A 25142-nucleotide genomic window follows, 5' to 3' on the forward strand; every position below is an offset into this window, starting at 1 on the left:
CACGATGACCGACCTCACGCCCCTCCGCCGCGCCGACCGTCGCGAACCGGTGCGCAACCTCTCCCGCCGCGGCTTCCTGGGGGCCGCCTCGGGCGCGCTGTTCCTCGGAATCGGCCTCCGGCTCGCGCCGGCCGCCGCCCAGACCCGCGCCGAAGGCCCGGCGGCCGTCGCGCCGAAACCCGGGACCCGCGTGACGGCGTTCCTGGAGATCCGCCCCGACGACAGCGTGCGGCTGCTCAGCCCCTTCGTGGAGGGCGGCCAGGGCATCAACACCGGCCTCGCCCAGACGATCGGCGAGGAGCTCGACCTCGACCCGGCGCGCTTCGCGGTGGAATGCGCCCCGCCCGGCCCCGACTACGCGGTCGTCAACGGCCTGCGGATGACCGGCGGGTCGTTCTCCACCCGCTCGAGCTTCGAGGCCATGCGCCGCCTCGGCGCCACCGCCCGCGAGATGCTCCTGCGGGCGGCGGCCGCCGAGCTCGCCGTGCCGCAGGCCAGCCTCACCACCGAGAACGGGCGCGTCATCCACGCCGCCTCCGGCCGGAGCCTCGGCTACGGCGCCCTGGCCGCCGCGGCGCTGGCGCTGCAGCCGCGGGACGATGTCCCCCTGAAGGATCCCAAAGATTTCCGCTGGATCGGCAAGCCGGTGGCGCGCCTCGACATGCGCGACAAGTCCACCGGCCGGGCCGTCTACAGCATCGATATCCGGCTCGACGGCATGGTCCACGCCGCGATCCGGCACGCGCCGCATCTCGGCACCGAGCCGGAGGCGATCGCCAACGCCGCGGAGGTCCAGGCGATGCCGGGCGTCCAGGCGGTCGAGCGGCTGCCGGGCGCGGTGGCGGTGGTGGCCGACACGTGGTGGCGGGCCCGCAGGGCCGTCGAGGCCCTGCAGGTGACCTGGACCCGGCCGGCGCCCGACGGCGTCGCCACCGTCTCGGCGGGCTTCTCCTCGGCGGCGATGCTGGCCGCCCTCCGGGACGCGGCCGGCCCCGGCGTTCCGGCCGAGCAGGCCGGCGACCCGGAGACCGCCTTCGCGGGCGCGGCCAAGGTGGTGGAGGCGGCGTACGACGCCCCCTACCTCGCGCACGCGCAGCTCGAGCCGCCCTCGGCGGTGGCGCGCTTCGCCCCCGACGGCAGCCTCGACCTCTGGGTGCCGAACCAGATGCCGGAGCTGTTCCAGCAGGTCGCCGCCAAGACCGCCGGGCTGCAGCCGGATCAGGTCCGGATCCACTCGCCGATGCTCGGCGGCTTCTTCGGGCGCCACTTCCACTACGGGCCGGCGAGCCCGTTCCCGCAGGCGATCCTGCTCGCCAAGGCGACGGGCAAGCCGGTGCGGGTTCTGTGGTCGCGGGAGGAGGAGTTCGGCATGGACGCCGTCCGCCCCCTGAGCTTCGCCCGGTTCAGGGCGGCGCTCGGTCCGGACGGGATGCCGGTGGCGCTGGAGACCACCGCGGTGGGGGAGGGCCCGATCGGGCGCTGGTTCGGCGCGCTGTTCAAGGGGCCGGTGGATTCCTCCGTGGTGGAGGGCCTCGACCGGAAGCCCTACGCGATCGCGAACCGGCGGCTCACCTACGTGAAGGTACCGCACCCGGTGACGATCGCGTTCTGGCGCTCGGTCGGGCACTCGATGAACGATTACTTCTACGAGAGCTTCCTCGACGAGATCGCGCAGGCCGGCGGCCAGGACCCGTTCGCCCTCCGGATGACGCTCCTGAGGGACAGCGCCCGCCAACGCACCCTGCTGCAGGCGGTGGCCGACCTCGCGGGCGGCTGGACGCGCGGGCCGTTCCGGGCACAGGACGGCACGCGGCGGGCGCGGGGCGTGTCGATGGCCTCGCCGTTCGGGTCGGAGACGGCGACGATCGCCGAGGTGTCGCTCGAGAACGGCGAGGCCCGGGTGCACGATCTCTGGATCGCCATCGATCCGGGCCGCGTGGTTAACCCGGCGATCGTGAAGCGCCAGGTCGAGAGCGCGGCGGCGCTCGGTCTCTCGTCGACGCTGCTGGAGCAGGTCGTCTATGAGAACGGGGAGCGGCAGGCCCGGAACTTCGACGCCTACCCGATCCTCGACCGGGAGCGGATGCCGCGGGTGCACGTGGCGATCGTCGAGAGCGGGGCGCCGATGGGCGGCATCGGCGAGCCCGGCCTGCCCGGCGTGCCGCCGGCGGTGGTCAACGCGGTCGCGGCGCTGACCGGCCGACGCCTGCGCAGCCTGCCCCTGGCCAAGGAGACCCTCTCGGGGACCTGACGCCGATCGATGACCCCGGGCGATGACCCCGGGCGATGACCCCGGGGCCCGCCCCCGAAAGTCCCGCGTCCCGACTGGAAGCGGGATTTTCGGATGCCGTATAGCGGGGGCGCGGCGGGCCTGAATCGGGGCCGGCCCCGGGAACCGCCGACATGAGCAACGGTCTGACGCCGACGGCCGACCGGATCGTCGTGGCCAGCGAGGCCGACTGGAACGACGCGTGGTACCTCGTCTGCATGAAGGTCTCGACGATCGGCTTCGTCGTCGTCGATGCCCGCGAGCGGGTCGCCACCCTCGACGCGCTGCGGGCGGCCGGAATCACCGACATCGCCGCCCACCTCGACGCGCATCCGGACGTGGCCGACCGCCTGCGGCACGGGATGGTCATCCTCGACGTCAACGAGGCGGCGGTGCGGATGTTCGGCGCGGGCGGACGCGCGGACATGATCGGGCAGCGCACGCAGCGCTTCTTCGACCCGCTCTGCACCGCCCAGGTCAATTCCGCCCGGGCCTTCGCGGCGGGCGCGACCTCGTTCCAGCAGCAGGCGCACAGCGTCCGGCTCGACGGATCGCGCTTCGAGACGCTGTTCTGCGTGGTCCCGCGGGCGGACAGCGCCACCTCCGGCCTGTGGCTCGCCTCCTTCGTGGACATCACCGAGCACGTCGCGCGGCAGATGTCGCTGGAGGTGCTGCGCGACGAGCTGGCCCACGTCTCCCGGATCTCGACGCTGGGCGAGCTCTCGGCGTCGATCGCGCACGAGCTCGGGCAGCCCCTGTCGTCGATCGGCATGACCGCCGGGGCGATGCTGCGCCTGCTCGATCGCGCGGATCTCGACCGCGATCTGCTCCGGCGTCAATGCCAGCGCATCGTCGATCAGGTCACGCGGGCCGGGGACATCATCGATCGCACCCGCCGCATGGCCGCCAAGCGGGACAGCGTCCGCGCGTCCGTCTCCGTGGCGGAGGTCCTGGCCGAGGCCGCGCGATTCGTGGCGCACGACCTGAACCGCACCGAGATCAGGCTCACCGTCGCCCCGGCGGACGCGGCCGCGCAGGTCCTCGCGGACCGGATCCAGCTGCAGCAGGTCTTCGTCAACCTGCTGATGAACGCCATCCAGATCCATCGGCAGGCGCGGACCCCCGGGCCCGAGATCGCGGTCGAGACCGTCTGCCGGGACGGGTCGATCACGGTCGACGTCGTCGATAACGGGCCGGGCCTCGATCCCGTCACCGTCGACCGGCTGTTCGACGGCTTCTTCACGACGCGGGCCGAGGGGCTCGGCCTCGGTCTCCGGATCTGCCGGACCATCGTGGCGGCCCATGGCGGCTCGATCGACGCGAGGCCCCGCGACGGGGCGCCGGGCGCCCGCTTCTCGGTGTGCCTGCCGCTCGCCCGGTCCTGACCGGGCGGCCGCGGGAAGCGGGCAGGGAGCGGGCAGGGACGCCCCGGCCGGGACGCCCCCCGAGGGCCTCAGGCGGCGTCGGCGCGCGCGGTCCGGTACCGGCTCGCCGGCGTCGCCGCGCCGAGCTGGGCGGCGAGCTCGAGGCGCGCAGCGTCCAGCGCGGACCAAGCGGCACCGTTCTCCAGGGGCGGGATCGTGACGACCTCGCCGGCATCGAACCCCGCGAGCGCGGCCGCGACCAGGTCGGACGGCGTCATGACGATGCTGGCCGGGAGGTTCCGGTGGCCGCCGACGCCGGCCACGGTCCAGAACTCGGTGGCCGTCGCGCCGGGCAGGACCGCCTGGATCCGGACGCCCCTGGGGGCGAGTTCGTGCTGCAGCGCCTGCGTGAAGGCGAGAACGTAGGCCTTGCTCGCCCCGTAGACGCCGTTGAGCAGTTCGGGATTGAGGGCGACGGTCGAGGCGACGTTGATGATCGCCCCGTGCCCCCGCGCGACGAAGGCCGGCGCCGCCGCGTAGGCGAGGCGCGTCACGGCCGTGACGTTCACGCCGATCATGCGCTCCATCTCGTCCGGATCCGCCTGGAGCAGCGGGGCCGCCGAGCCGAAGCCGGCGTTGTTGACCAGGAGGGTGATCGCCGGGTCGCTCCGCAGCCGGTCCTCGACGCGCCGGAGACCGGCACGGTCGTTGACGTCCGCCGCGAGCGCCTCGACGGTGCGGCCCGAGGCGCCGCGCACCGTCTCGGCGACCGCCTCCAGGCGATCCGCGTTCCGGGCGGTCAGGATGAGATCGTGGCCGCGCGCGGCGAGCCGTTCGGCATAGATCGCGCCGATCCCGCCCGAAGCGCCGGTGATCAGAGCAGTTCCCTTGGCACGTTCCGTCATGACAACTCTCCGTCTGTGCTGCTGAATGACAGAAAGTGTAGCGATCGCGACGGAGGCTTACATTTATACGGATGCGGGCCGGCGCCATACCTTGGTATGACCCGGTGGCATGACCGGGCCGCCTTGCCCAACGCCCGTCGGGCAGGCGCGGGGAGGCCGGTGCGGCGCCGGCCCGCTGGCGGCGTCGGCGCCCGAGATCCGCCGCGCGTCGATCCGGGAGAGGTGCACCCGCGGCCTCGCCATGCTAGAACGAAAACGGAACAGATCATACAGGCGGGCCGGGCACAATCTGCGGGCGAGACTTTTCTTCCAACCCCGTGGACGCGTGTGGATACGGCTCGAAAACCCCTGTCGTGGCGCGCCCTTGGGCGGCCCGTGCGGTCTGTGGAGAACCTGTGACGAACCGGGGTGCAGGACGACGATGGCGATGAGGACGGCGTTCGTGGTGCAGCCCTTCGAGCTGCACCGGAAGCGGCTGCGGCCGGCCCGGCAGGAGCCTGCGCAGACCGAGAGCGGGGCGGTGAAGAAGGCCGAGAACATGGCTAGGCGGATGCCGGGCGCGGCGGCGCTGAAGGTGGTGGCCGACGACGAGACCGGCGAGCTGGAGGGCGTCACGATCCTCGGCCAGTGGGGCGAGATCCCCGACGACTTCGCCGAGAGCCTGCAGGGCGCCTAGGCCACAGATCACCAGCGGGGCGGGAGAGCGCCATGTCGGCGGTTCGGCGGGTCGGGAACTTCCTCCAGGTGCAGGACGGCGACGGCTGCCGGCACCTGCTGCGCGTGACGAGCGTCCAGGCGCTGAGCGACACCGACCTGATGCGCAACGAGACGTTCATCACCGCGGCGGGACGAACGATCCGGGTGACGCAGCCACTCGACGAGATCGTGGACCTCGTGGCGCCGGGCGAGCGGACGGCGCCGGGGCCGCAGGAGGAGCCGTGGCCGTTCTAGCCGCGGGAGATCATCCCGCGCGCCATCTGCAGCAGCAAGCGGCGGTCCGACAGGGTGAGCGCGTGCCAGACGCGCAGCAAATCCCCCGTCATGTCGATCGCGGCGAGCGCCTCGGATTCGTCGAGGAAAGCGTCTTCGGGCACGCCGAGGGCGTGCGCGATCTGCCGGAGCATCGATCTCTTGTCGTTCGGCCCGAACTTTCCACCCTCGAATTCCGGATCCGCCAAATCAATCTCCGACGGACGCGCGGCGGCGTCGCTTTAAATCTACAGTATCTTTATAACGTGAGAGTGCGAACACCGCATCGATGAATCGGAAATAAATTTTACCGGTACGTTGATACCAATTACTTGGTCACCGATAATTATCTTAGATTGAAAGCAGAACCTGAATTAGACACAGCGATCGAAATTTGATGGCCCGCAACAGATTTGCTCGGCATCTGAATTGAACGCGGCGCGGGATCATCTCTCCCCGGCGACAGGCGGTCCCGGGCCGCGGGTCAACGGTGCGATGGTCCCGTGCCTGCGCGCCGCCGCCCGCCGCGTTGCGATGCCGGCGGTGGGACGGTCCACTTGTCCCGCCTCGATCCGGCACGGGGCGGGACGGATCCTCAGGACGGGGTCCGGCGATCAGCTGCCGCCGCTGCCATCCCCGCTCCCCTTGCCGACCTGGGGTACGCCGCGCTCCGGCTGGCCGGCATTCCCGCCGGCGGCCGAATCCGTCGTGATGGTCGTCGCCCCCATCTCGGTGGGCGCGACGACGGCGGTGCTGCCCGGACCGCTGTTCTGGCTGCCGCCGGGAACGACGACGGTTCCGGCCGGGGTGCCCGGCGTCACCGGCTGCACTGGTCCGGGTTGCCGGATCGGTGCGGGACCGGTGCTGGTCTGCGCCGAACCGGGCGACGCCGCGACCAGCGCGAAGATGGCGAAGAGGGCATGACGCATCATGTGCTCCTTGGCATCTCGGCCCTGACAGTGCCTCACGCACGGGCCTCCGTGCCCGAACGCGGGAGCGCGGACCCGGTTTCCGATACCCGTCGTCGTCGTGCGCCGCCGATCGTCGTGCCCGGCCGCGCCCGGCGCGCAGGATCTCGCCCGGGAGCGGCGCGCCAACCCTCCGGATCGGCGCACGAAAAGGCCCCGCGCGGCGCTGCCGGCGGGGCCGAAGGTGGGTCTGCCTTGGGAGGATGCAGAGGCAGATACTTAGCCGGCGTTGCGCCGCCGCTGCACCGGCGACACGACATGTCGGCCCCGCAGGGACCGCCGGTCACGGCGGCGTCAGGCTTGCATGCCGAGCAGGCCCCGTGCGGTGGACGGCCGGGACCGCAGCGTGGCGCCGAAGGTCCGGCCATCCTTGGATAACCATGTCGACCGCCGGCTTGTGGACGCCGCGGCAGCGTCGTCGACAGCGTCATCGACAGCGTCCTGCCGCTGTGGTGCTGATCGGCGGCGAGGAGTCCCATGAAGCACATCATCGTTCTGGCCATCGCGGCCACGGCCCTGACGGCCTGCAACGCGGCGAACCGGCCCGGCCGCGGCGAGCTCTTCATGAGCGAGGCCGACGTCGCCGCGAAGGACGACGCGATCTGCCGGGGCTACGGCGCCGAGCCGGGAACGCCGGAATACGTGCAGTGTCGGGGAACCCAGGACCAGCGGCGCGACGCGGCCCAGGCGCCCCGCCGCAGCGGCTGAGTGCGGCGGCCGCGAGGGCGCGGCCTCCGGGACCAACGCCCCTCGCGCGTTGTCCGCGCGGACCGCTTTCCCTGGAGCGCGTGATGCTCGCCCGATCCGCCCTGATCTTCATCGTCCTGACGTCGGGGGCCCAGGCCGCCGCCTTCGACGACCTGAAAGGCTATCTGGCGTCCTGCCTGCGGTTCGAGATGGCCGGCGCCCCGGCGGAACGCGGCGGGCCGCTGTCGTCCAAGGTCCGCCGCGCCCTGGACCGATGCTCCGACGACGTCGCGCGCCTCGACCGGGCGGACGGGCGCCGGCTGCGCGGTGACGGTGGGATCAGCCCGTCGACCAAGGAGGTCATCCGGAGCGTCGTGAGCGGCGGGGCCGGCGGCGTCCGCACGGTCCGATACTGACCGCCGGCGGTCCGCCCGGCACGTCGATCGGGTGGCGCCGATCACCGGGCGTTAACCTTCCGGCCGCACCTCACGGGGCTTGCCCGCGAGGAGATTCCGATGCCGAAGCGTCTGACGATCACCGTCCCGCACGACCTCGGGACAGCCGAGGTTCGCCGGCGCATCGACCTGCATATGGACTGGGCTTTCCGTCGCCTGGAGGCGGAGAAGATCCGCGTCGAGGCCGAGGACTGGCTGGGTAATCGCCGCTCCTTCTCGGGCAGCGGGTACGGGCAGTCGGCGCGCGTCGCCATCCAGGTGGCGGATGACGCGCTGGAGGTCGAGGCGCTGGTGCCCTGGATGGCCAGCCTGTTCGCGCCCGTCATCGAGTCGGTCGGGCGCCACTACGTCGGGCGCCTCCTGTCCGACGAGGCCGCCTGACGCGCGCGGCCCGGGGCGGCGATCGGTCCGGGGTGCCCGCGGGGCGGTTGTGGCCCGGTCGTGCCGGGGCTAAACGCGCCGGCTCGGTAGCGGCGCAGGGGCCCGGATGAGCGATGACGTGGCGGCCCTGCTCCTCGCGCTCGCGACCGAGAACGCCGAGCTGCGCCAGCAGCTCGCCACCGCGCAGGACATGCTGATGGAGACCGCCATCGACGCCGGCCACCTCCACGCCCGCATCGAGGCGCTTCAGGCCGAGCGCGACGCGTGGCAGGCGGAGGCCGAGCGCTTGGCGCGCCGGCCCCCGCGTTCCCTGTGAGCGCTCGCAGCACCCGGCGCGCCGAACCTGCGGACGGGTGAGACCGAGGCCGTCGGCGCGACCGGGGAGGGCGCGCTCGGGCCCCGGGGCGCATCGGCGGGAGCCCGCGCAGGGGCGGACTCGCGCCGTTCCTCACGCCTTCCCGGGTTGCGGGCGGGGCACGCGCACGTCGACCGTCTGGCCGGTGAGGGGATTGAGGATCAGCATGGCGGCGGTCTCCGGTGTGTGTGACGGTAGAACGCCGTCCGCGGACGCCGGGATCACGCTGCGGCGTGCCGTGGCGCACAGCCGACGACGGGGTCGCCGAACCCGGATCCGTGCCGGAAACGGCCTCCGGCGAGGCCCGCGAAGCTCGCCACGGTCGGGATGCCGCCTTACCTCAGGGCCTGGCGCCCTGGCGGCCGCCAGGGGCAGAACACCTGGAGGATCGATATGGCCATCGATAGATTCGGTGAGCGTGCCGCGCTCGATACCGAGGTAGAGGATACCCAGGACACCATCGCGAAGCTTCGCGAGGCTGCCGACGGAACGCCGCCCGGACACAGTTCGCGCGTGGCGCTGAAGAAGGCCGAGGAAAAGCTGGCCGAGCTGGTCAAGCACATCACCCGGCGCGACCGGACGGGTTAGCGCGGCCCCGGACGCGGGGATCACCGGACAGGTCCCCGCGCGCCGTCCGCCGGCGCCGAAGCGACGGCTCTCGATCCCATGTTACCGCCCGACGGATCCGGTGCGGGCGGCGCCAGGATCGGCCGCAGCGCACCCGCAGCGACGACAAACCCTCCCCGCGCGGGCGGCCGGCAGCGCCGCCCGCAGGAATGTCGGCGCGTCGTCCCCTGGCCGCGCGGCCTCGCCGCGGACCGATGCACGCGCCCCGGGCGCAGGCCCGAGCACACCGCCAGAACTTCATCAGTATTTAACAGATCTATCCGGGGTTAATCTGCCATTTACTATGTTTTTTCCGACGCGGCGAGCCTGTGTGTCCGTAAAACTACAGCTATTCTGCTCAGAGCTTGGTAGTCTTATCACCAGATCGAAACCCGGATCGCCCTGATGACCAAGCTCCTCGCCTCCCTGACCGCCTTCACTGCGCTGACCGCCGCGGCGTCCGCCGCCGACCTTCCGCGCCGCGCCGCGCCGCCGCCGGTGTTCACGCCGGTGCCGGTGTTCACCTGGACCGGCTTCTACATCNTGACCGCCGCGGCGTCCGCCGCCGACCTTCCGCGCCGCGCCGCGCCGCCGCCGGTGTTCACGCCGGTGCCGGTGTTCACCTGGACCGGCTTCTACATCGGTGTGAACGCCGGCTACGGCTTCGACGCCAACAGCCGCAACACCACCAGCTACGCCCTGCCCGGCGGCTCGCTGATCAACTCCCCCGGCACCGCCGGCGTCGTCAGCGTCAACAACCGCAACAACAACGACGGCTTCTCGGGCGGCGCCCAGATCGGCTACAACTAYCAGTTCACCCCGGGCTCCGGCGTCGTSATCGGCTTCGAGGCCGACGCCCAGTACGTCGACTTCGCCCGCCGCGCCAACGCCACCCAGAACTACAGCTTCCTCGGCTTCCCCGGCGTCGCCTTCTCCAACCCGCCGGCCTTCGTCGCCACCAGCGGCAACGGCCTSGACTACTTCGGCACCGTGCGCGGCCGCCTCGGCTACGCCTTCGACCGCACCCTCGTGTACGGCACCGGCGGYTTCGCCTACGGCTCGGGCCAGGACGACCAGAACTTCTCCGGCAACCGCTTCCGCGACAGCTTCCGCACCGGCTGGGCCGCCGGCGGCGGCGTCGAGTACGCCCTGCCCACCGACTCGTTCCTGAACTTCTTCCGCTCCTCGGCCGTCACGCTSAAGGTCGAAGGCCTGTACGTCAGCCTCGACCGCCAGAAGAACTCGGCCGGCGGCGTGTTCTACGGCAACCTCCTGCCCCCGAACGGCACCGCCTACCTCAACGGCGCCGCCGCCAAGACCGAGTTCGCCGTCGTCCGCGCCGGCCTGAACTACAAGTTCGGCTCNCAACCTCCTGCCCCCGAACGGCACCGCCTACCTCAACGGCGCCGCCGCCAAGACCGAGTTCGCCGTCGTCCGCGCCGGCCTGAACTACAAGTTCGGCTCCTACTGAGATCGGGTCGCGCCGCTCCCGGCCCCCGTGCCGGGAGACGCGGCGGCGGGCGAGGGGGGCAGGTCCGCCTCATCGCCCTCCGCCGCCGAAGAGCAGCCTTCAGGTTGGCCTTCGCATCCCCAGCCCGATCAAACTGGCCGCGAGGTCGGCGACACCCTGGGAGCGCACGCTCCCAGGGTGTTCCTGCGTTCCGCCACGGTACGCCACGGCGCCCAGCCGCTCGCCTAGAGCGGCGGGCGCGTCGCTACCAGTACCGGTTCGGCCAGCAGCGCCGCCCGCCGCGACCCAGGTGGAAGCCGCGCGGGCAGGCCCGACCGACATACCCGCCCCACTGGCCGCCGGGGCGGCACCCACCGTAAGGCCCGCGATGGCCGTAGGGCCCGCAGCCGCCGTAGACGTGCTGGATCAGCCCGTCCTGCGCGGCGGGGAGCGGAAAACCCGCGACGGGCAGCGCCGAGGCCGGCGCGGCGATGCCGACGGCGAGCAATGCCGCGGCGGCGAGGGACTTGAGCATCAACCGATCTCCAGGTCTTGGCTGAGCCGATCTCCGTCGGCACCGCTCGAATACCTGATCCCGGCTGAAGGCCGGGTGACACGAACCTTATCGATTGCCCGCATCACTGGAGTTTTTCTTTAAGCGCTGTTTCGATATTGGCGCTCTACCCGCCCAAGCGCCCGCCTTCACGGCGATGACGGTGTCCGCCGGACCTGCGGTCCGGATCACCCGCTCACGTCGGGTGAGCCGTCGCCGATCCGTCGCTCTACTGCGAGGCGGCATGCTGCTGGCTGCCGGTCTGCCAGATCCAGTTACCCGCGATGGACCCCGCGGAGACGCGTTCCACGACGACGAGCGCGATCACAAGGGGCTGCAAGGTCGCACTTTTCCACTTACCCGGATCCGTCCACACGGTCTCCCATTCGGCTTGCGGCGAGCGGTCTGCGTGCCGGCCTGGATCGGCCCGCGCCCGTCTCTCTAAAGTCAATCCGCCGAACGGCGCGACGGGTCCGAGGCGTTGCGGCCGCAACGCGGCCATTCGTCGGCCATTCGGCACATTCGGCTCTCGGAGAGCGCGGTTGAAAAGCTCCAATGTCTCGGCTGCGATTGTGCAGCGGCTCAACCGCCGCGCGTTGAGGTTCGCTGCAGAGGATAAGAACTCGGCATCTCGAACGGGCGGCGGCGTCGCGCACTTCGACGACCCGCACTCCGCTCGCCTGCGGGCCGAGGATCTACAGCCCGATCGTTGCAAGGGTCGATCTTATTCCCGACACCTTCATGCATGCGCCGCATATCTGGCGTGAGGCATGTGGCATACCAAGAACTCGCGTGCAGTGCGATATAGTTTCTCACGCACTGCACAACAGGACGTCGCCGATGACCCTCCTCACTGCCCTGTCCCTCCTCCCCTTCGCCGCCATCGCCAATTTCGCTCTCGTGGTGGCGCTGGCCAATCACTTCGACGCCGACAAGCCGGCTACGGGCCTCACCGGCCCGGTTCCGACGCTGGCCTGAGCCAAGCGGGGGCCCTTTCAAGCAGCCTAAATGGAGGCTCCCGGATCTCAGGCGGGCAGAAAGGTGAGGCTCTAAGCCTCATTCGGCGCCCTGTTGAGGCGCCGCCAAGGCTAATTCCTGGGGCAACTATCTCGGCGTGGTCGCGCTCGTTTCCCGTGTCCTAGCGTGGACTTGGACCCACCACGTCTCACCGCGGAGGTAGGTGTCGGTCATTCCGGCACCGTCCTCGTCGAAGCATCCCACCACTGACGCACGGCACGTTGGTCGAACACCTACGATGACTGCGCACCGAACGGCTGTCGAGCATCAGCGTTTCGCCCGGCCGCAGCCTGGCGGATTCAGTGCCGTTCGGTGAAGCCGAATACGCGCACCAAGTCGGCGGCGCTGGCCAACTGCTCACGCGGCACTGCCCCCTCCCTGCTCCTTCAGCCTAGCTTCGTCGAGATCGGCCAATGCCTGCCGGCCAGCGTCGGTGATTCGGACTGCGCGCGACTCGCGCGGCGCCATCTCAGCCCAGCCGCAGCTCACCAGACGCGGGATGAGCGTGTCACCGTTCCATGGGATGAGCTTCACGTATGCGAGCTCGAGGAGCGGCACGAAGAACGGGCCGCGGTCAATGCGCTGAAGCAGTTGCACGTGCTCGTCTTGGATAACCACGAAGGTCTCACCAGCTACCACGGACGGGACTATGGCCGCCGTTGAGATGGTGGAGGGCCGATCCGGATCGTCGGCGACCTTCCGAGCTTGGCCGGGGTGAATGCCAGAGCTAGCGCCGGTGAGGACCGCGACCTCCACCTGCGCCCAGATGGCACGCACCTCCGGTGTCAGGCTGTCCCACGAGTCGAACTCGCGTGGCCGGGCGTATGCGAAGCGCGCGTAGTAGGCGGTGCGGCCGGGATCTGAGGTCATCGTCAACCTCCACAATGCAAGCCTGCGCAACTGAGTTGGTGGACGGAGTGACTGGCACCGCTTGCAGCGGTCGCATCAGTGCTCCGCCGCACCTCGGAAGCCCGTAGCGAGGCGTAGGCCGAATACTCAAGTGAGGGAGTATTCCAATGAGCACAATCGATCTCCACCGATCCAATTCGCGCATTTTTACGCGCTTTATGGGATCGTGTGTGTTCGTCGCAGTGGCCCTTTGGCTGGCTCTGACTCAGCCTAATGTCGGCACTGATACCATAATTCCTGGAAGCTTCCGGGATTATGAGATGCGCGTTGGCGTAGTGATCTTCGGCCTTGGCGCACTTGTGTGGGGCCTGAAGCTGTTCCAGCCCGACGTGGTCGTCTCCATTGGTCCTCAAGGGATTTATGACCGACGCCTCTCGACGGATTGGATCCCGTGGAAGACGATCCGCGCCATCAAGCCTCTGCAATTTTGGATGAGCAGCTACTACCGGCTGGAGATTGATCCCGAGTCTGCTGCGCGGATCCATTGGACGAGACGGGCTCGCTTTACATCTTGGCTGAACATCATGTTCGGGCATTGCTACTGGATCAGCGGTGCCGAACTCATCGGCGGCTTCCCTGCATTGGCGGAAGCGATCGGACGTAGTCGGCCGGACCGCTGAGGAGAGGCGAACCCGCGCGTCCTCGGAAAACTTGCATCCAGACATCTGGAACGCTCCAGCGCAGTTGGCCGTACCCGATGGCGCATAGCCCGCACACTGGTACGAGCGAACTCTTCTTGTGTCTTAGGTTCGTCAGTAAGAAGGAACCTCATATCCGACAAAACCAAAGGGACGAAGCCCGAAGATCTCACGTCGGATCGCCCTCGCCTCAACCCGCAGGGGCACGGCAGCGGCTCCGTCAGCGGTGAGCATAGCACAGGCATCAACGGAGGCGCCAAGCAGGACTAGCCCGACAAGACAGAAGGATGAGGGCTGCTTAGAGTGGACCGCTGACAGAACGGCAAATTGAACACATTAGAAAAGTAATTCAAATACCGAATACGTGCTTTGATCCCCAATAAGGAGATCAGAGCCATGACAATCACCACCACTATAAATGCCATCGGACTGGTGAAGGCGACGGAGATGATCCAGTCGGCAAGGGCGGAAGCTGCGATCGAGCACAAAGCGGGGCTGCATACCGTCTCAATGCCGGCGCCCCCGCCGGACGACGCAGGCATCCAAAGGCAAAAGAATAACCCGAAACTTCTCGCATCGCAGGAGCGTGTGGTGGACATCACCGTCTGAGTCGGGAAGGCCTGCGCCGCTTCTAATCTGCGGCTTAAAAATTCTCTCCTCCACAACAAACGGGCGACGACCGATTGATTGGCTGATGAGGCTCTCGCCGTACTCGCCGATCGCTATAAGGGCGGCGCCATCAACAACACGCGCGTGGCAATCCGGAAGGTGCGGGGCACCCGTTGCGGGTACGAGATCTCTTTTGATCTGGAGGTCGTCACACTCGGCGAGATCTACGATCGCGAGCCGATCACTACCTGTGTCGTGAAGTGGCAGACGGACGGCACCTCCGCGGTAGCCGTCGCGGCCAGCAAGGAGCGCTGGCCGACATCGTCAGAGGTGTTCCGACAAGCACTTCGGACGAGCGTCACCGACGATGGCATCTGCGCGTGGCCGTTCGGCAATGAGGGCTCCAAGGTTCGTGCCGTCCCGCTGCAGGTCGCCAGGACGGCATTCTTCGTCACATCTACCTGGCCGACGGCGACGATGAGGCCAAGCGGACGGAGGCCGCCAGCAAGGTGTTTAAGCGAGCCGTCGAAGCACGCCTCGGCCGCAGCCTGATTGTCCCGGTCGCTCTCAACGGCGTCAACCACCTCTGGCTGATCGAGGTGCCAGGATGAGTACCGCGACCGGACGCCGGACAAACGAGACGCTTGTCCGGAATATCCGGCGCGTCCGCTCACCTAGCGGCGGCCGCCACTGCTCGGCTTCGTGTCTATCTCAATCGCCCTCAAAGCGTTCTCGAAAGCCTTAACCTCGGTGGTGAACGCCCTGTCCGAGCGCTCGATTAGTTTACCACTTCGGCGCAATGCCCAACCGAAATGACCCTCCGGTTTCTTCAGGGGCTCGATGGTCACCGAGTAGGGGTGCGGTACGTCAGCTGTCATGGCCGAGCTATGCAGTGCCGAAGGGCCGGCTGCAACTGCAAGGCCTCACCACATCTCTTCGTAAATGAGGGCGCCGCCTCCATGGAAGGTGCCTCTCCAGCCTCGGTTCAGCAGGCGGACAGTCACACGTGTCTGGCCCGTGCCGCTGTCATCGTCGATCTTGATCCGGGCATCGACGTGTCCCTGCCGCTCCATGCGCTTCAGGTAATCGGCATCCACACCGAGGCGTGGGGCCAACTCACACGGATCAACGACCCAGTCGCCTTGCTGGCCGAGGGTGTGCCTCATGGGCAGGTCGTGCCGCTCACCCGATCACTAGCCGGATCAGCAGGCACGCCACGGCTGCACCCGAAAGCGCGATGCCGAGCAGGTATGGGCTGGGAAGCTGATCGCCGCTGTTGACGTCTACGCCAAGTCGGTGAGTCAACTTGTTGGCAGCCGCTCCGCTTGCAGAACTGGTGTTCACGTCCGGATAGGTGTGCGCGCTCATGGGCGTCTCCTGCCAGTAGGAGATACAACTCGCCGTGCCTCCGGTTGGTGCGGCCGCAGTTACCAGACGTGCTCAGCCACGAGCTGTCCGCTCTGATCGAACGTGCCCTGCCACCCACCGTCGTAGTGATGAACAGTGACGCGCGCGCCCCTCGCGTCCGCCCAGCTTCCGGGGACGATCAAGACCCTGGCGTTTCCCTCGATGACGGAACGCTTCAGCGTCGTTGCGCTCACGCCGATACGCTGCGCCACATACCCGGGATTAACGATCCAGCTACCGGGAAAATCGAGATCAAGCCTCATCGGAGAAGGCCTCCACCCAGACATCCGAGCGCGTTCTAGCGCTAAGGATTATCGCTTTCCTCATGCGAATGACGGAAGGCCGTATATGAAGCGCATTGCACCCGTGTTGCGTCCGTGACCTGACCCGCGAGTTGCAGGCCAAGCTCAGCCGCTCCCGCGATCAGCCTCTCGTCTTCCTCGCCTATCCCGGAAAGGTCGAGCCGACTAACAACAGCTCCGAGCGGCTCCTGCGTCCGGCTGTCGTCCAGCGGAAAGCGACCAACGGCTATCGCGACATGTGGCCAGCTGAGGGCGAGGCCGCCATCCGCACCGTTGTCGACACCGCGCGCCTGAGCGGTGCCAATCCATTCAGCTTCATCCTCAAAACCGTCGGCGCCCGACCCCTGCCATCAAAGGCCTGGGTAATTACCCTCCGCCGCTACGAAGTGCGTCAACGTGACGTTGTAGCAACACAACCGATCACGTTTTTGTGTATCCATACCTGGGGGACAACTTAGGAGCGAAGCATGAACCGATCACGAGGCCCAACGTCGGATCGGAACCTGACTTGGCAGCACCTGCAGCCACGGGAGCAACGATGGAAGGCTCTTGGTCAGCGACCAGTCATTGCTTGGCTTACTGGCCTTTCAGGCGCAGGGAAATCAACGATCGCAAACGTCGTGGATCAAGCCCTGACCGCTTCAGGACGCGCAACAATGGTGCTGGACGGCGATAATCTACGTCATGGATTGAATAGTGACTTGGGATTTACCGACCGCGACAGAGCTGAGAACGTCCGCCGCGTGGCCGAAACAGCAAAACTGGTAGCTGATGCTGGTCTTATAACAATTGTCTCGCTTATATCCCCCTTCTCAGCGGAACGGAAGGCCGCAAGGGCTATCGCAGGAGACGTCGCATTTATTGAAGTTTTTATAGATACGCCTCTACCAATTTGCGAGGAACGAGATCCAAAAGGATTATATTTTCGGGCGCGCGCCGGCACAATCCCGAATTTTACCGGCATCACAGCGCCCTATGAAGAGCCGACGAAGCCTGACTTAACGCTCGCAACCGTGGGTCAGTCCATTGCCGATACAGCACGGCCATTAATCGACATGCTCTTACAGCTGAGCGCAGCATCAGAACAGCCACTTTATGATCAGATTTTGCCTAAAAATCCGGAGCTAATGCGCAATATCTAACTATGACTCAAAATTTTATAATACATATCGGCCCGCATAAAACGGGAACCACATCGATCCAAAACATGCTCTACGCACGCTCTTTGCAGAGTGGCGCAAGTTTTGTTTACCCCTTCGCTCATGCCAATCAGACGGGGCAGCACGAGTTTGCTCGGACAGCGTCTGACCCTGATCATTCCAAACTTGGCGGCCTGCTGGAGATTCTTTCGGGCCTTGAGAAAACCTGTGTTCTCTCGAGTGAAGAGCTTTGCTTTCTTCCAGTCGCCTCGTTGCAAAAGATTCGTGCGGCTCTTCCATCTGCCGAATTTACTATTGTTTATTACCAGAGGAATATCTTGTCTCTTCTTCCTTCATGGTGGCAAGAATTAATTAAACATGGGGGGGTCGACGATTTTACTAGGTTTATTCAAGATGCAATTGCACTTCCTGGCAGACTACATCTACTGGTTCCAGATTTATTGTTGAGTAACTGGGCATCTGTTTTTGGAAGAAACGCGATTAAGATTTTCCTGTACGATCAAATTCCTGATGTGACACAACAGTTCGCCTCCGATTTACTCGGCTTGACGAGTCCCCCTGGCGAGCTAACAGACAACAACAAATCTTTCAAATACATCGAATGTGAGATGATCCGTCTGTGGAATGCATTTGGTTTCGTTGGCATAGATGCAATCCAGGCACAAGAATCTAAATTCTTACGCACGTTAGTGGCGGAAAGAGCATATAGATTCATGGAAAATATGACTATAGGTTATGATATAGATGAATTTCTCAGCATAGAGAGCACCTTAATAGCTCGGTGGGGAGATCGAATCGAGGGTTTCACTGGCGGCAAATTGTTTGCTCTACGGGAGCGAGCGTACTCGTACATCAATTCAGATTTTTGGACCGCCAATCCCGACCTTGTTTCTGCCATGTTCGCTTTTGCTGAAGTCACGGCTCGCCGAAAAGGCCAAAGTTCGGCAACATCACCGATCCTACGTGATCTTAGATTGTGCGAGAGGGATATGGACGCCTGGAACCAAATCGAAATTATTTTGGCTGCGGCGCGCCAGAGGGAACAGTTGCTTGAACGTCAATTGGCTAACCAGACAGAGCGGTCACATGCGTTAGAAATCGTCATATCGACACTGGTCTCCAGCATTACATGGCGCGGACTCAATCGATCTAAATTCAAGAAAATTTTGACTGATGTAGCTAAGTCGACGCCCAGCGACGAAGCGACTGCACACCGTCATGAAGTTTATCTATATCAAGCTCAAAAACTTTTAAATGATTGCTAATTGTTGTTTTCCATGTCTTCAATTGTTATCCAGATCAAATCAAGCCCGTCAGACCACGGGCCATTGCCTACCGCGACCTTCTAATCGCCGCCGAGGAATGGCGCGCAGCCGGGATTAGGCTGAGCGGCGCTATCGCGGATCCGCGGCAGCACATCATAGCAGGCCGTCCGACGTCGGCGTGGTCAGCGTCTTCCAGGCGCGGGTCATCAGCTTCGAGAAGGCCAGCGCGGCAGCTAAAGCCTGCGCCTCGGACGGGAAGGTCCAGTCCGATTCGTTCACCGTCATGTGGGAGGCGTCGAGCAGCACCCAAGTCTAGAGATGGCGGCCGGCCACGCGGATTTCGAAGTGCATGGCTGGCTCGGTACGGTATGATCTTCCTTCGGCTTTGCGGTTCTCCCGCACTTTGCGTGGAACGGTCGCGGTGACGAGGATGGCACCGGGTGGTTCACCAAGCGTTTGATTCTGTCCTCATCCCTGCCGGGCTGTACCATCGGGCGCGTCATCCGGACCGACGGTCGTCTTCGCGCAAGTGCGGCGTGCGCACGGGCAGTGTCCAACCTGTGATACGACCAGCTCTGTCGTTCACAGCCGCTATGAACGCCGTCCGGCCGATCTGCCGAGCATCGAGCAGCCCAGGACGCTGCGCCTACGCGTCCGACGCTTCTACTGCTGCGAGATTGCCTGCCGCCGTCGTACCCTCGCTGAGTCACTCCCCCAGCTGATGCCGCCGCGAGCACGCTTGGCGCGCCGGCTGAGCGTTACCGGTTTTCGCTCAGAAGTTGCCGCATATTGGCCATTGAGATCGTCATACAACCTCCCCGTTCTTCGAACCCGAGGGCGACACGTCGGGCCGCCTATCGCGGAAGGGTGCGCTCGTGAACCTCATCTTCCTCGTTCTGTCGGCCTTCGTAGGCGCAGGACTTTCGATTGTGGCTATATGGCCGTCGCTGGGAGCGATTTCGATTTTTGTGGCACCGGTCGGGGCAGCCGTAGCATGTGTTGTAAGCGCTGCCTTGTTGTTCGCTCTGCGGCGCTCATCATCATCGAGCAGCCGCACATCTTCTGTCACCCCTATGCAGAGCCTCAAACCGCAACAGCAACCTGCCACTAGTGCTACGAACGATGATCAGGCTGAGCTGAAGCGTTCGGCCTGATCCATCCTTCCTCTGATTCTTTGTAGTCAGAGTCGCACAAGTCTGGGGGGCCGCCGGTCTGGGAGTTCGCGGCTTGGGTCAGCCGAATCGCCTGACGAGGCTCGGCTTTCCGAACGTCGTCCACACTGCTCCACTACGATCTCGCGCGGCTCGGCGGCTGGTCGAAGCGCGCGGGCGCCTGAGCTTGTTCCGTTTTCGTTCGCGAGCGGGGGGGGGGCCACCAGAATGGGGCACCTGGGGGATGCAGGGCCTAGTTGACCTGACCGGTATTTTGTACCGAGCCAATTGAGAGGCTACTGCATGGTCGCGGTCATGGGTAGCCGGAAGGCCAGATCCGGGTAGCTGACGGGCGCAGGTGGCCGATAGCCCAGCGAAGAATGCGGTCGGACGCGGTGTAATTACCCACGCCCTTGCGCGGGACGGATTTCGCTGATTCTCTCGTGAGATGGGCCGCAGCGAACTGGAACGGCTGAGCCGCGAAGAGCTGATCGAGCTGGTGCTGCGGCTGCAGCGGCCAGAGAAGACCTCACGCTCCTCATCCAAGCCGCCCGCGACCGATCGTAAGGAGCAGCGGGAGCACTCCCAGCCCGGCGGCGCCAAGCCGGGTCACGAGGGTCACAGCCGCGTCGTGAGCGACGATCCCGATGCTGTCGTCGAGCATCGTCCCGAGGCGTGCGCGTGCTAGTCGTCAGCGTCGCCGAGCAGATCGAGCTGCCCGCGGTGGCGCCGATCGTGACGCAGCACCAGCGTCTCGCGGTCCGTTGCCCGCGCTGTGGGGAGCGGGTGGTCGCACCGGTGCCGGAGGCAGGGCGCGGCACGCCCTTCGGCCCACGGCTGCATGCGGTGGCGACGTACCTGAAGACCTTTCAGGCGCTCTCGTACGAACGGCTGCAGGCGGCTCTCTCCGACCTGTTTGGCCTCACCCTCAGCCAGGGCGGGCTGATGAACCTGCTCCGGCGCGCGCAGGGCTGCTTCCGTGCCGGTCGTGACGCGGCCATCGCGACCCTGCGCAAGGCTGAGGTCGTCGCCTGCGACGAGACCGGCGTGCGCATCGAGGGCTCGAACGCTTACCACTGGCTGTTCCACTCAGCCGCGGCCGTGGTGCACACGGCTTCGCCGACGCGTGGCGCTGTCGTGGTGCGCGAGATGATGGACGGGCACCGGCCCGGGGTGTGGATCTCGGACCGCTACACCGCCCAACAGGGCCACGCGGATGAGCACCAGACCTGCCTGGCGCATCTGGCCCGCGATGTCGCCTACGTCGTCGAGGTCAGCGACGATCCCGTCCCCTGGCGCCTGCAACTCTGGCTACAGAGGGTGTTCGCCCTGGCCGAGCGCGTCACCGACTTGGCTGCCTCGACGCTCTCGGCCAAGCGCCGAAGCCTGGATCGGCAACTCGGCGCCATCCTGGCTACGCCGAGCCGCTGTGACCTGACCCGCGAGCTCCAGGCCAAGATCAGCCGTGCGCGCGATCAGCTCCTGGTGTTCCTCGCCTATCCTGGAAAGGTCGAGCCGACCAATAACGGCTCCGAGCGGCTGCTGCGTCCGGCCGTCGTGCAGCGGAAGGTGACCAACGGCTACNTGGTGTTCCTCGCCTATCCTGGAAAGGTCGAGCCGACCAATAACGGCTCCGAGCGGCTGCTGCGTCCGGCCGTCGTGCAGCGGAAGGTGACCAACGGCTACCGCGCCATGTGGGCGGCTGAGGGCGAGGCCGCCATCCGCACCGTCGTCGATACCGCCCGCCTGACCGGCGCCAATTCATTCGGCACCATCCTCAAAACCATCGGCGCATGAACCCCGCCATCACAGGCCTGGGTAATTACGACGCGGTTGTAGGTGGTTTGCCATAGACCAATCACGATCTGCGCCTCCTTCAGCGAGTAGAAGATCTCTTGGCGTAGGCACTCGTCACGAAGCTTGCCGTTGAAGCTCTCGCAGTACCCGTTCTCCCACGGGGATCCTGGCGCGATGTACTGGATCTGCGAGCCGGTCTTGGCGACCCACTTGCGCAACGCCTTCGAGATCATCTCAGGGCCATTATCGCAGCGGATGTGCTCCGGGATGCCGTGCAGACACATCGCGTCGGCCAGCGCCTCGATCACGCCGACGCTGTTGATGCGGCGCGCCACCTTCAACGCCAAGCAGGCTCGGCTGTGCTCGTCGAGGAGCGTCAGGATGCGCAAGCTGCGGCCGTCGTGGGTCTGCGCCTGCACGAAGTCGAAGCTCCAGACGTGATTGCGGTGGAGCGGGCGCAGCCGCACACATGAGCCGTCGTTCAGCCATAGGCGGCTGCAGGGTTTATGTCGGCTGGGGACCTTCAGCCCCTCGCGGCGCCAGATGCGCTGAACCCGGTCCTTGCCCACCTGCCAGCCGTCTGCTTGCAGCACAGCGGTGACACGACGGTAGCCATAGCGCCCGTACTCGGAGGCCAGGGCAACGATGGCTCGGGTCAGCTCATCCTCGTCGGCCGGCACCGTCGGCACGTAGCGCTGCGTGCCGCGGTGCTGACCGACGAGCCGGCAGGCGTGACGTTCCGAGAGGCCGTACTTCTCCCGGATCCCGTCGACCGCCTGCCGGCGTCGCTCGGGGGCTACAAGTTTCCCGAGGCAACGTCCGCCAGCACCTGCTTCTCCAAAGAGAGATCGGCGACGAGCCGGCGCAACCGAGCGTTCTCACGCTCCAAATCCTTCATCTTCTTGGCTTGATCGACTTGGAGGCCACCGTACTCCTTGCGCCAGCGGTAGTAGCTCTGCTCGGAGATCTCCGCCTCCCTACATGCAAGGGCTAAACTCTTACCCTGGGCTGTCTGCACCTCGATCTGGCGCAGCTTCAGCACAACCTGCTCCGCGTTCGTCTTCTGACCTCGCCGCATGTCCGCCTCCTTCAGTCCTGGCTGATCCTCTCAATCAGCCCAGTCCAAAACCAGCCGGTCAGGTCACGCTCGACCGCGGGTGGGAAGGCCGATACGGCCATGAGCAGTTGCGGTTTCTCTACCTGCCCCTGGCCCACGCCGAGGACATCGCGCTGCAGGCGCTGTCGGTCGACAGATACGAAGCCCTCGGCGACCCGGAGGCCCTGAAGGCCGCTCGCGAACACGCCGAGGTGATCCGCCTTTACGGGCGATTCCCGTCGCGCAACGCGGCGTTGGCGCGGCCATCGACGCCCGCGGAGATCTCCTACCTGCGAAAGAGGACGCATCGTTGGTAGGGGGCATGCCAGTCCCTGACCATGCTTCAGGACCAGATGCCCCTTGAAGGGCATCGCGCATGTTCACCGGCAGCGATGTCATGGACGATGGGTTGACTGGCTTACCCGTCGCCCACCCTCAACTCCGGCTCCTCGGCGCAGATGGCCGCGAGGAACTCGATGAAGTGCCTCACGCGGGAGGGCATGCGCCGTCCGGCAGCGGTGACAGCGTGGATCGGGAAGGCCGGCGGCGCATAATCGTCCAGGATGCGGACGACCTCGCCGGAGGCCAGGACGTCGGTGAACAGCCAACTCGCGTGGTGGGCGATGCCGAGGCCTGCGAGCACCGCGCCGCGGACGTGCTCGGCGTCGTTCGTGCGGAACGCCCCGCCGCCGTCGACCGTCACCTGCCGGCCGTCCACGTCGAAGCCCCAGCCGACGATGTTCCCCTGGTAGACGTAGCCGATGCGCTGATGATGAGGGAGCTCGTCCAGGGTCCTCGGCGTTCCGTGCCGGGCAAGGTAGCTTGCCGACGCCAGGGTGATCATCCGCATGTCGCCGATGCGCCGCGCGACGAGGGCGGAGTCCGAGAGGCGACCGATGCGGATCGCGACATCCATTCCCTCCTCGATGAGGTCGACGTGCCTCCCGGAGACCTCCATCTCCACCGACACGTCGGGGAAGGTTTCCCTGAATGCCGCCAGCCGGGGGATGACGAGCATCCTCCCGAATGCCGGGGAGAGGGTGACGCGGACCAGCCCAGAGGGGGCCGACTGTCCCGCAGCGACCCTCTCCTCGGCGAAGTCGAGGTCCTGCAGGATGCGCAGGGTGTCTTCGTAATAGTCCTGCCCGGCAGGCGTCACGGCGAGGGTGCGGGAGTTCCTCGCCAGGAGCTGCGTCCCGAGGTGTGCCTCAAGTGCGGCGAGCTGCTTGCTGACCGTTGGCTGGCTGACGTTCAGATCCCGCGCCGCCTGCGAGAAGCTTCCGCTCTCGACGACGCGCACGAACGTTCGCATCGCATCCAACTTATCCATCGTTTGCATTCCGCGAAAGAATAGCAGCTATATTTGCATGAGCATTGAAGGGTTATTTGCCAGATTTAAAGAATGCCTGAGAGGAGATCCCATGAGCAATCGTAAAATTCTGAAGCCCAGCGCAGACCATCCTATTGCCATCAGCAAATGCCCGGCAAAGGTCATCGTCAGAAGTGATGTGCTGCGCATCGCATGGACACGCAACGCCCTGACCCTCACCGAGGCTTCGTATCCGCCTGTCCAGTACATTCCTCGCGGCGATGTCGACATGTCTCGGTTGGTGAGATCCGAGCACACGACCTACTGCCCGTATAAGGGCGAGGCGAACTACTACAGCATACCCGCCCTCGGGGACGCGGGGGTGAACGCCGTCTGGACCTACGAGACACCCTTCGACGCGGTAGGTGAAATTGCCGGCCACTTGGCCTTCTACCCCGACCGTGTGGCTGTCGAGGTGGCTGACAAGATCCTGGATAGCAACCGGCGATATCCGCGTCACCATTCCGCATAAGAATAGATAGTATGGTTTTTCCGTCAATGCCATTCTGCGGTTGAATGCTCCACATCTCTTCCCGACGGGCTGCGACGGGCCCGGGACGGAAGGAAGAGCCATGACGATGAAGATCTACGGCGACCCCGGTTCGGGCAGCCTGCGGCGGGTGACCACCGCCGCGAAGATCATGGGCATCGAACTGGAGCGCGTGAAGGTCGACCTGTTCAAGGGCGAGAGCCAGACCGAGGAGTTCAAGTCGCGCCTTAACCCGCACGGCCTGACGCCGGTCCTGGTGGACGGGGACTTCGTCCTCTACGAGGCCGCGGCGATCAACCTGTACCTTGCCAACAAGGTGAACTCGCCGCTGCTCGGGACCACGGAGAAGGATCGCTCCCGGGTACTCCAGTGGATGTTCTGGTCCGGCGAGCAGTGGCGCACCTTCACCGTCACCATCTTCGACGAGCGGGTCGGGAAGACCGTCATGAACCTGCCGAAGGACGAGAACCTCATCGCCTTCGCCGAGGGCAAGATCCGTGCGGCGGCGAAGGTGCTCGACAAGCATCTGGAAGGCCGCGAGTTCATGGTCGGGGATGCCCTGACCCTGGCCGACCTCGACGTCGCGGCTCCCTTCTCCCAGGTCGGCCGCGCACGGTTCCCGCTCGGGGAGTTCCCGAACCTCGTCGCCTGGCACGACAACTTGCTCCGGTCGTTCCCGACCTGGGCGGAAACGAAGGCCGAGGTCGACGACCGGATGGACACCTTCCTGGCGAGCGTCGGCGTGACGCTCTGACATCGGGCCTTCGCGCCCTGCCAGCTTGCAACCGGAAGGGTGCGAACTGGCAGGGGGCATGGCGGCCTCTCCCTGGCGGCACGGCGGGCGACCAAGTCCACGTCCAACCCGCTCCGACGGTGCCTTGGCTCGGCGTCGCTCGCTCGCCAGGAGCTCGTCAGGTTCGCCCCGCGGCCCGCCGAGCCGGCGTACGGCTCCCTCCCGACAGGCGAATGC

At 66.1% G+C, this 25142-nt stretch carries 31 protein-coding genes and 5 pseudogenes; 24 read left to right on the top strand and 12 right to left on the bottom strand.

What is annotated here, in order from left to right; genetic code table 11:
• Window positions 1-4 precede the first annotated feature (4 nt).
• Window positions 5-2251, top strand: a complete 2247-nt coding sequence (locus tag ASG32_RS13220) for a molybdopterin cofactor-binding domain-containing protein (RefSeq protein WP_056526651.1) — start codon at window positions 5-7, stop codon at window positions 2249-2251.
• 152 nt (window positions 2252-2403) lie between these two features.
• A complete protein-coding gene (locus tag ASG32_RS13225; RefSeq protein WP_056526656.1) occupies window positions 2404-3654 on the top strand; it encodes an ATP-binding protein in 1251 nt (416 codons plus the stop codon).
• A gap of 68 nt (window positions 3655-3722) precedes the next feature.
• Here ASG32_RS13225 and ASG32_RS13230 read toward each other — a convergent pair whose 3' ends face one another.
• Window positions 3723-4538, bottom strand: a complete 816-nt coding sequence (locus ASG32_RS13230; RefSeq protein WP_056526658.1) for an SDR family oxidoreductase — start codon at window positions 4536-4538, stop codon at window positions 3723-3725.
• Between the two features lie 421 nt (window positions 4539-4959).
• Between ASG32_RS13230 and ASG32_RS13235 the strand changes: the two genes are divergently transcribed.
• Together ASG32_RS13235 and ASG32_RS13240 are read left to right on the top strand one after the other, a co-directional pair.
• Window positions 4960-5214, top strand: a complete 255-nt coding sequence (locus tag ASG32_RS13235) for a hypothetical protein (RefSeq protein WP_020094723.1) — start codon at window positions 4960-4962, stop codon at window positions 5212-5214.
• Between the two features lie 32 nt (window positions 5215-5246).
• Window positions 5247-5489: a hypothetical protein gene (locus tag ASG32_RS13240; protein ID WP_020094724.1), complete on the top strand. Its 243-nt coding sequence runs from the start codon at window positions 5247-5249 to the stop codon at window positions 5487-5489.
• Here the strand turns inward: ASG32_RS13240 and ASG32_RS34480 are convergent.
• Together ASG32_RS34480 and ASG32_RS13250 are read right to left on the bottom strand one after the other, a co-directional pair.
• Window positions 5486-5716, bottom strand: a complete 231-nt coding sequence (locus tag ASG32_RS34480; RefSeq protein ID WP_056526661.1) for a hypothetical protein — start codon at window positions 5714-5716, stop codon at window positions 5486-5488. The genes ASG32_RS13240 and ASG32_RS34480 overlap by 4 nt on opposite strands.
• A 405-nt stretch (window positions 5717-6121) precedes the next feature.
• Complete coding sequence (locus tag ASG32_RS13250; RefSeq protein ID WP_056526664.1) at window positions 6122-6439, bottom strand: hypothetical protein; 318 nt, start codon at window positions 6437-6439, stop codon at window positions 6122-6124.
• A 513-nt stretch (window positions 6440-6952) separates the two neighbouring features.
• Between ASG32_RS13250 and ASG32_RS13255 the strand changes: the two genes are divergently transcribed.
• The 6 genes and pseudogenes from ASG32_RS13255 to ASG32_RS35800 all read left to right on the top strand — a co-directional run.
• On the top strand, window positions 6953-7183 hold the full coding sequence (locus tag ASG32_RS13255; RefSeq protein WP_020094727.1) for a hypothetical protein: 231 nt from the start codon (window positions 6953-6955) through the stop codon (window positions 7181-7183).
• Window positions 7184-7266: 83 nt separating this feature from the next.
• A complete protein-coding gene (locus ASG32_RS13260) occupies window positions 7267-7578 on the top strand; it encodes a hypothetical protein (RefSeq protein ID WP_020094728.1) in 312 nt (103 codons plus the stop codon).
• A gap of 99 nt (window positions 7579-7677) precedes the next feature.
• Window positions 7678-7998, top strand: coding sequence for a polyhydroxyalkanoic acid system family protein (locus ASG32_RS13265; protein ID WP_056526667.1), 321 nt, complete (start codon window positions 7678-7680; stop codon window positions 7996-7998).
• A gap of 106 nt (window positions 7999-8104) precedes the next feature.
• Complete coding sequence (locus ASG32_RS13270; protein WP_026605187.1) at window positions 8105-8314, top strand: hypothetical protein; 210 nt, start codon at window positions 8105-8107, stop codon at window positions 8312-8314.
• Window positions 8315-8746: 432 nt separating this feature from the next.
• On the top strand, window positions 8747-8941 hold the full coding sequence (locus tag ASG32_RS13275; RefSeq protein ID WP_056526670.1) for a hypothetical protein: 195 nt from the start codon (window positions 8747-8749) through the stop codon (window positions 8939-8941).
• Between the two features lie 1383 nt (window positions 8942-10324).
• Window positions 10325-10430, top strand: a pseudogene (locus ASG32_RS35800) (porin family protein); the annotation flags it as partial.
• Window positions 10431-10674: 244 nt separating this feature from the next.
• Here the strand turns inward: ASG32_RS35800 and ASG32_RS34690 are convergent.
• Window positions 10675-10944: a hypothetical protein gene (locus ASG32_RS34690; RefSeq protein WP_082557859.1), complete on the bottom strand. Its 270-nt coding sequence runs from the start codon at window positions 10942-10944 to the stop codon at window positions 10675-10677.
• An 858-nt stretch (window positions 10945-11802) separates the two neighbouring features.
• On the opposite strand from ASG32_RS34690, the gene ASG32_RS34485 reads away from it, so the two are divergent.
• On the top strand, window positions 11803-11940 hold the full coding sequence (locus ASG32_RS34485) for a hypothetical protein (RefSeq protein ID WP_199866110.1): 138 nt from the start codon (window positions 11803-11805) through the stop codon (window positions 11938-11940).
• Between the two features lie 396 nt (window positions 11941-12336).
• On the opposite strand, the gene ASG32_RS13285 is transcribed toward ASG32_RS34485, so the two are convergent.
• Window positions 12337-12849, bottom strand: a complete 513-nt coding sequence (locus ASG32_RS13285; protein ID WP_056526673.1) for a hypothetical protein — start codon at window positions 12847-12849, stop codon at window positions 12337-12339.
• A gap of 146 nt (window positions 12850-12995) precedes the next feature.
• Here ASG32_RS13285 and ASG32_RS13290 point away from each other — a divergent pair, with 146 nt between their 5' ends.
• From ASG32_RS13290 to ASG32_RS33845, 3 genes are all read left to right on the top strand, one after another.
• The gene (locus ASG32_RS13290) at window positions 12996-13508 is read left to right on the top strand and encodes a hypothetical protein (RefSeq protein WP_244491929.1); all 513 of its coding nucleotides are present in this window, start codon (window positions 12996-12998) and stop codon (window positions 13506-13508) included.
• Window positions 13509-13922: 414 nt separating this feature from the next.
• Window positions 13923-14135, top strand: a complete 213-nt coding sequence (locus ASG32_RS13295) for a hypothetical protein (RefSeq protein ID WP_056526679.1) — start codon at window positions 13923-13925, stop codon at window positions 14133-14135.
• A gap of 78 nt (window positions 14136-14213) precedes the next feature.
• Window positions 14214-14687 (top strand): hypothetical protein, encoded by a 474-nt coding sequence (locus ASG32_RS33845; protein WP_157861958.1) that lies wholly within the window; start codon window positions 14214-14216, stop codon window positions 14685-14687.
• 122 nt (window positions 14688-14809) lie between these two features.
• On the opposite strand, the gene ASG32_RS35050 is transcribed toward ASG32_RS33845, so the two are convergent.
• The 4 genes from ASG32_RS35050 to ASG32_RS13310 are packed head-to-tail and all read right to left on the bottom strand — an operon-like array spanning window position 14810 to window position 15805.
• Window positions 14810-15013, bottom strand: coding sequence for a hypothetical protein (locus tag ASG32_RS35050; protein ID WP_082557861.1), 204 nt, complete (start codon window positions 15011-15013; stop codon window positions 14810-14812).
• Between the two features lie 45 nt (window positions 15014-15058).
• Window positions 15059-15301 carry a DUF6522 family protein gene (locus ASG32_RS13305; protein WP_056526685.1) on the bottom strand — a complete coding sequence of 81 codons (243 nt, stop codon included), beginning with the start codon at window positions 15299-15301 and terminating at the stop codon, window positions 15059-15061.
• Between the two features lie 16 nt (window positions 15302-15317).
• Window positions 15318-15503 carry a hypothetical protein gene (locus ASG32_RS32495; protein ID WP_081636512.1) on the bottom strand — a complete coding sequence of 62 codons (186 nt, stop codon included), beginning with the start codon at window positions 15501-15503 and terminating at the stop codon, window positions 15318-15320.
• Window positions 15504-15562: 59 nt separating this feature from the next.
• The gene (locus ASG32_RS13310) at window positions 15563-15805 is read right to left on the bottom strand and encodes a hypothetical protein (RefSeq protein ID WP_056526688.1); all 243 of its coding nucleotides are present in this window, start codon (window positions 15803-15805) and stop codon (window positions 15563-15565) included.
• Between the two features lie 116 nt (window positions 15806-15921).
• On the opposite strand from ASG32_RS13310, the pseudogene ASG32_RS33345 reads away from it, so the two are divergent.
• From ASG32_RS33345 to ASG32_RS33850, 3 genes and pseudogenes are all read left to right on the top strand, one after another.
• Window positions 15922-16182 (top strand): annotated as a pseudogene (locus ASG32_RS33345) (transposase); the annotation flags it as partial.
• Between the two features lie 129 nt (window positions 16183-16311).
• Window positions 16312-16986 carry an adenylyl-sulfate kinase gene (gene cysC, locus ASG32_RS32500; RefSeq protein ID WP_082557862.1) on the top strand — a complete coding sequence of 225 codons (675 nt, stop codon included), beginning with the start codon at window positions 16312-16314 and terminating at the stop codon, window positions 16984-16986.
• Window positions 16987-17051: 65 nt separating this feature from the next.
• On the top strand, window positions 17052-18269 hold the full coding sequence (locus ASG32_RS33850; protein WP_157861959.1) for a hypothetical protein: 1218 nt from the start codon (window positions 17052-17054) through the stop codon (window positions 18267-18269).
• A gap of 153 nt (window positions 18270-18422) precedes the next feature.
• Here ASG32_RS33850 and ASG32_RS13315 read toward each other — a convergent pair whose 3' ends face one another.
• Complete coding sequence (locus ASG32_RS13315) at window positions 18423-18575, bottom strand: hypothetical protein (protein ID WP_244491930.1); 153 nt, start codon at window positions 18573-18575, stop codon at window positions 18423-18425.
• Between the two features lie 150 nt (window positions 18576-18725).
• On the opposite strand from ASG32_RS13315, the pseudogene ASG32_RS33350 reads away from it, so the two are divergent.
• From ASG32_RS33350 to ASG32_RS35060, 4 genes and pseudogenes are all read left to right on the top strand, one after another.
• Window positions 18726-19026 (top strand): annotated as a pseudogene (locus ASG32_RS33350) (transposase family protein); the annotation flags it as partial.
• Between the two features lie 842 nt (window positions 19027-19868).
• Window positions 19869-20108 (top strand): hypothetical protein, encoded by a 240-nt coding sequence (locus ASG32_RS35055; protein ID WP_244491931.1) that lies wholly within the window; start codon window positions 19869-19871, stop codon window positions 20106-20108.
• Window positions 20102-21004 (top strand): IS66 family transposase (locus tag ASG32_RS13320; RefSeq protein ID WP_244491932.1); only part of this gene is annotated, 903 nt, incomplete at its 3' end. The genes ASG32_RS35055 and ASG32_RS13320, both read left to right, overlap by 7 nt.
• A gap of 1 nt (window position 21005) precedes the next feature.
• A pseudogene (locus ASG32_RS35060) lies at window positions 21006-21136 on the top strand (transposase); the annotation flags it as partial.
• 110 nt (window positions 21137-21246) lie between these two features.
• Here the strand turns inward: ASG32_RS35060 and ASG32_RS32515 are convergent.
• Window positions 21247-22295, bottom strand: a pseudogene (locus tag ASG32_RS32515) (IS3 family transposase); the annotation flags it as partial.
• On the opposite strand from ASG32_RS32515, the gene ASG32_RS35595 reads away from it, so the two are divergent.
• Complete coding sequence (locus ASG32_RS35595; protein ID WP_082557865.1) at window positions 22199-22630, top strand: DUF924 family protein; 432 nt, start codon at window positions 22199-22201, stop codon at window positions 22628-22630. The pseudogene ASG32_RS32515 and the gene ASG32_RS35595 overlap by 97 nt on opposite strands.
• Window positions 22631-22731: 101 nt before the next feature.
• Here ASG32_RS35595 and ASG32_RS13340 read toward each other — a convergent pair whose 3' ends face one another.
• Window positions 22732-23652: a LysR family transcriptional regulator gene (locus tag ASG32_RS13340; protein ID WP_082557864.1), complete on the bottom strand. Its 921-nt coding sequence runs from the start codon at window positions 23650-23652 to the stop codon at window positions 22732-22734.
• 82 nt (window positions 23653-23734) lie between these two features.
• On the opposite strand from ASG32_RS13340, the gene ASG32_RS13345 reads away from it, so the two are divergent.
• Both ASG32_RS13345 and ASG32_RS13350 read left to right on the top strand, forming a co-directional pair.
• Window positions 23735-24154: a DUF427 domain-containing protein gene (locus ASG32_RS13345; protein WP_056526703.1), complete on the top strand. Its 420-nt coding sequence runs from the start codon at window positions 23735-23737 to the stop codon at window positions 24152-24154.
• Window positions 24155-24254: 100 nt separating this feature from the next.
• Window positions 24255-24926 carry a glutathione S-transferase family protein gene (locus ASG32_RS13350; protein WP_056526706.1) on the top strand — a complete coding sequence of 224 codons (672 nt, stop codon included), beginning with the start codon at window positions 24255-24257 and terminating at the stop codon, window positions 24924-24926.
• The last annotated feature ends 216 nt before the right edge of the window (window positions 24927-25142 follow it).

This window comes from Methylobacterium sp. Leaf361, from assembly GCF_001424445.1.
Taxonomy (GTDB): Bacteria; Pseudomonadota; Alphaproteobacteria; order Rhizobiales; family Beijerinckiaceae; genus Methylobacterium.

Coding starts and splice junctions, on each gene's coding strand:
- ASG32_RS13220 (WP_056526651.1), top strand. CDS start 5: ATGACCGACCTCACGCCCCTCCGCCGCGCCGACCGTCGCGAACCGGTG.
- ASG32_RS13225 (WP_056526656.1), top strand. CDS start 2,404: ATGAGCAACGGTCTGACGCCGACGGCCGACCGGATCGTCGTGGCCAGC.
- ASG32_RS13230 (WP_056526658.1), bottom strand. CDS start 4,538: ATGACGGAACGTGCCAAGGGAACTGCTCTGATCACCGGCGCTTCGGGC.
- ASG32_RS13235 (WP_020094723.1), top strand. CDS start 4,960: ATGGCGATGAGGACGGCGTTCGTGGTGCAGCCCTTCGAGCTGCACCGG.
- ASG32_RS13240 (WP_020094724.1), top strand. CDS start 5,247: ATGTCGGCGGTTCGGCGGGTCGGGAACTTCCTCCAGGTGCAGGACGGC.
- ASG32_RS13250 (WP_056526664.1), bottom strand. CDS start 6,439: ATGATGCGTCATGCCCTCTTCGCCATCTTCGCGCTGGTCGCGGCGTCG.
- ASG32_RS13255 (WP_020094727.1), top strand. CDS start 6,953: ATGAAGCACATCATCGTTCTGGCCATCGCGGCCACGGCCCTGACGGCC.
- ASG32_RS13260 (WP_020094728.1), top strand. CDS start 7,267: ATGCTCGCCCGATCCGCCCTGATCTTCATCGTCCTGACGTCGGGGGCC.
- ASG32_RS13265 (WP_056526667.1), top strand. CDS start 7,678: ATGCCGAAGCGTCTGACGATCACCGTCCCGCACGACCTCGGGACAGCC.
- ASG32_RS13270 (WP_026605187.1), top strand. CDS start 8,105: ATGAGCGATGACGTGGCGGCCCTGCTCCTCGCGCTCGCGACCGAGAAC.
- ASG32_RS13275 (WP_056526670.1), top strand. CDS start 8,747: ATGGCCATCGATAGATTCGGTGAGCGTGCCGCGCTCGATACCGAGGTA.
- ASG32_RS34690 (WP_082557859.1), bottom strand. CDS start 10,944: ATGCTCAAGTCCCTCGCCGCCGCGGCATTGCTCGCCGTCGGCATCGCC.
- ASG32_RS34485 (WP_199866110.1), top strand. CDS start 11,803: ATGACCCTCCTCACTGCCCTGTCCCTCCTCCCCTTCGCCGCCATCGCC.
- ASG32_RS13285 (WP_056526673.1), bottom strand. CDS start 12,849: ATGACCTCAGATCCCGGCCGCACCGCCTACTACGCGCGCTTCGCATAC.
- ASG32_RS13290 (WP_244491929.1), top strand. CDS start 12,996: ATGAGCACAATCGATCTCCACCGATCCAATTCGCGCATTTTTACGCGC.
- ASG32_RS13295 (WP_056526679.1), top strand. CDS start 13,923: ATGACAATCACCACCACTATAAATGCCATCGGACTGGTGAAGGCGACG.
- ASG32_RS35050 (WP_082557861.1), bottom strand. CDS start 15,013: ATGACAGCTGACGTACCGCACCCCTACTCGGTGACCATCGAGCCCCTG.
- ASG32_RS13305 (WP_056526685.1), bottom strand. CDS start 15,301: ATGAGGCACACCCTCGGCCAGCAAGGCGACTGGGTCGTTGATCCGTGT.
- ASG32_RS32495 (WP_081636512.1), bottom strand. CDS start 15,503: ATGAGCGCGCACACCTATCCGGACGTGAACACCAGTTCTGCAAGCGGA.
- ASG32_RS13310 (WP_056526688.1), bottom strand. CDS start 15,805: ATGAGGCTTGATCTCGATTTTCCCGGTAGCTGGATCGTTAATCCCGGG.
- cysC (WP_082557862.1), top strand. CDS start 16,312: ATGAACCGATCACGAGGCCCAACGTCGGATCGGAACCTGACTTGGCAG.
- ASG32_RS33850 (WP_157861959.1), top strand. CDS start 17,052: ATGCTCTACGCACGCTCTTTGCAGAGTGGCGCAAGTTTTGTTTACCCC.
- ASG32_RS35055 (WP_244491931.1), top strand. CDS start 19,869: ATGGGCCGCAGCGAACTGGAACGGCTGAGCCGCGAAGAGCTGATCGAG.
- ASG32_RS35595 (WP_082557865.1), top strand. CDS start 22,199: ATGCAAGGGCTAAACTCTTACCCTGGGCTGTCTGCACCTCGATCTGGC.
- ASG32_RS13340 (WP_082557864.1), bottom strand. CDS start 23,652: ATGCAAACGATGGATAAGTTGGATGCGATGCGAACGTTCGTGCGCGTC.
- ASG32_RS13345 (WP_056526703.1), top strand. CDS start 23,735: ATGAGCAATCGTAAAATTCTGAAGCCCAGCGCAGACCATCCTATTGCC.
- ASG32_RS13350 (WP_056526706.1), top strand. CDS start 24,255: ATGACGATGAAGATCTACGGCGACCCCGGTTCGGGCAGCCTGCGGCGG.